Here is a 2210-nt window from a genome sequence, read left to right on the forward strand (position 1 = left end):
GTCGGGTAACAGGATCGAATTGCTCCGATCCCGTCCCCTAAGAACGTAACGTGCGACTTTCACCGCATTACGCTCAAGCCTTTCTAAGGCTATTCACCCAGCAGTTCATCACTTTCAATAACGTTTAATTTCCTGTCTCTATACCATTGTATAAGAGAGCATTCTTTAGTCCATTTTTTCCTATCATTGAAGTATTCAATATACTCTGGTAGATAAGGATTGGCTTGAGATCTTATTTTGACATGTCGCTGTATTTTCGTATCCATCATTTTGTTAATACAGACATACTTTTTATTTCCATTTTGTTTGACGATATCACTAAAAATCCATCGCCTAAATAGACTACGGTTTCGAAAATAACGATCAACTGCTTTATAGCGAGTATTCCCGTGAAATTTTCTCATTGTCCAATTAAATGTTTTTTGAAAAATGTAATTGTCGATTTCAGCAAATGTTTCTTTAGAAACAACCCTTCGATAGTAATTAGCCCATCCTTTTATGATTGGATTTAGGGCTGATATTAAGTCAGCGCCACTCCAACCATAACCTTTTTGGACTGTCTCTTTGATTTTTGTTTTTACTGCCTTAATGCTATCTGTTGAAGGTTTAGTTAAAAATTTACCCTTGTATTTCCTCACATTAAAGCCCAAAAAATCAAAACCATTTTCTATATGCACAATTCTGGTTTTTTCCTGTGATAAGGAAAGCCCTCGTTGCGCGAGAAAACGGGTTATTATCGGGAGTACTTTTGTTTCGAGAATTTCTGGCGTTTTTGCGGTAACAATGAAATCATCAGCAAAGCGAATATAGTTTACTTTATCACCTTGCTTTGTGCCTGAATGTATTTCCTTTTCCAGCCCGTCTAATACTATATTGGCCAATAGTGGTGAAATTGGACCACCTTGGCAAGTACCACGTACTGTTTCAAACAGTTGATTATTTTCTGTGTAACCTGCTTCAAGCCACTGTTTTAGTACTCGTTGGTCTATCATGATGTTGTCTTTGAGCCATCCGTGATCGATTTCATCAAAACAAGATTTAATGTCGGCATCCAGAATCCATTGCGCACAATTTTTCCTCGCTAATGTTAGATAGCATTGGTAGATTGCGTCATGAGTGCTACGTTTTGGTCTGAACCCATAGGAGTTCAAATCTGCCGTAGTCTCACCAACTGGCTCTAGTGCTAGCAAATAGAGTGCTTGCATAGCCCTATCCTTCATGGTGGGTATGCTTAGTGGTCGTTGCTTACCATTTTTCTTGGGAATATAGATCCGTCGAAGTGGTTGTGCCTTATATCCTCTAACTTTCAGGCTGCGTGCCGCCTCGTATTTAGCATCGGATGTTGTCCAAACGATACCATCTATACCAGGTGTTTTGCTGCCTTTGGTTGTTGTTACTCTTTTCACAGCCAATAGCTTGGCGCTAGTAGAATTAACTAGCAGCCATTGCAGTGATTTGATTTTGCCGTATTCTTTATTACGAACTGCCTTTGCGATACGCATTTGTAGTCTGTATACATTTTTCTCAATGTTGCACCAGTAAAACTGGTTCCAAACGTTATTCAAGATAGATGTGTCAGGCGCACAAGATATCAAAGCATCTTTCATTTGCTTTCCTCACTTTTACAAATTCTACAAACTCTTTCGCAATGAAAGACCAGTTGGACGTAGGCTTCTTTTCAGACCGGGTGACATTTAAACCCGTATTCAACTCATTACAAATTGACTTTCGCTTTTTCCAACCTCCCAAGCCTGCATTCCCATAGGTAGACCTTGCAGCCTACTGTCTCCATAGAGGAGAGAAATACAGGGTTTCCAAGTTCCGCTGTTTGAGTAATGCCGGGTTAGGTGTCTGCTCTCGGCCGGAAAGTGTTGTAGTCGTGTGGGGTTCGTGTGATTCTCCCAACTACCTTTCGTACCTTTTGGTTCAAGCGTGTCAGCCAATTGCGCTTGTTGCGAGTTACGACCTTTATCACAGATTCACATATGTTCACCATACCAGCTACCTGGTAGTTATCCCGATTTTGGCTATCAGGTAGATTTAATTCCTTTCAGAAGTTATCATCTCACCACAGGCTCTTCACCCGTAGTTTCACTACGTTGTCAGAGAGGCTTTATTAACTCTCGTAGGTTCATCTGACGACACAAATGGTTTTCGGAATTTCTTCCGATTAACAACTCAAAACAGCGACTTTTCTTGTCGCACCACAC

General features: G+C 40.5%; 1 protein-coding gene. It reads right to left on the reverse strand.

Annotated features, from left to right (window positions below; genetic code table 11):
• Window positions 1-89 precede the first annotated feature (89 nt).
• Entirely contained in the window at window positions 90-1607 is a 1518-nt protein-coding gene (ltrA, locus tag ACWTEW_RS30135) for a group II intron reverse transcriptase/maturase (protein WP_454783625.1), read from the reverse strand.
• Window positions 1608-2210: the final 603 nt, after the last annotated feature.

Source organism: Legionella stuttgartensis, from assembly GCF_977063405.2.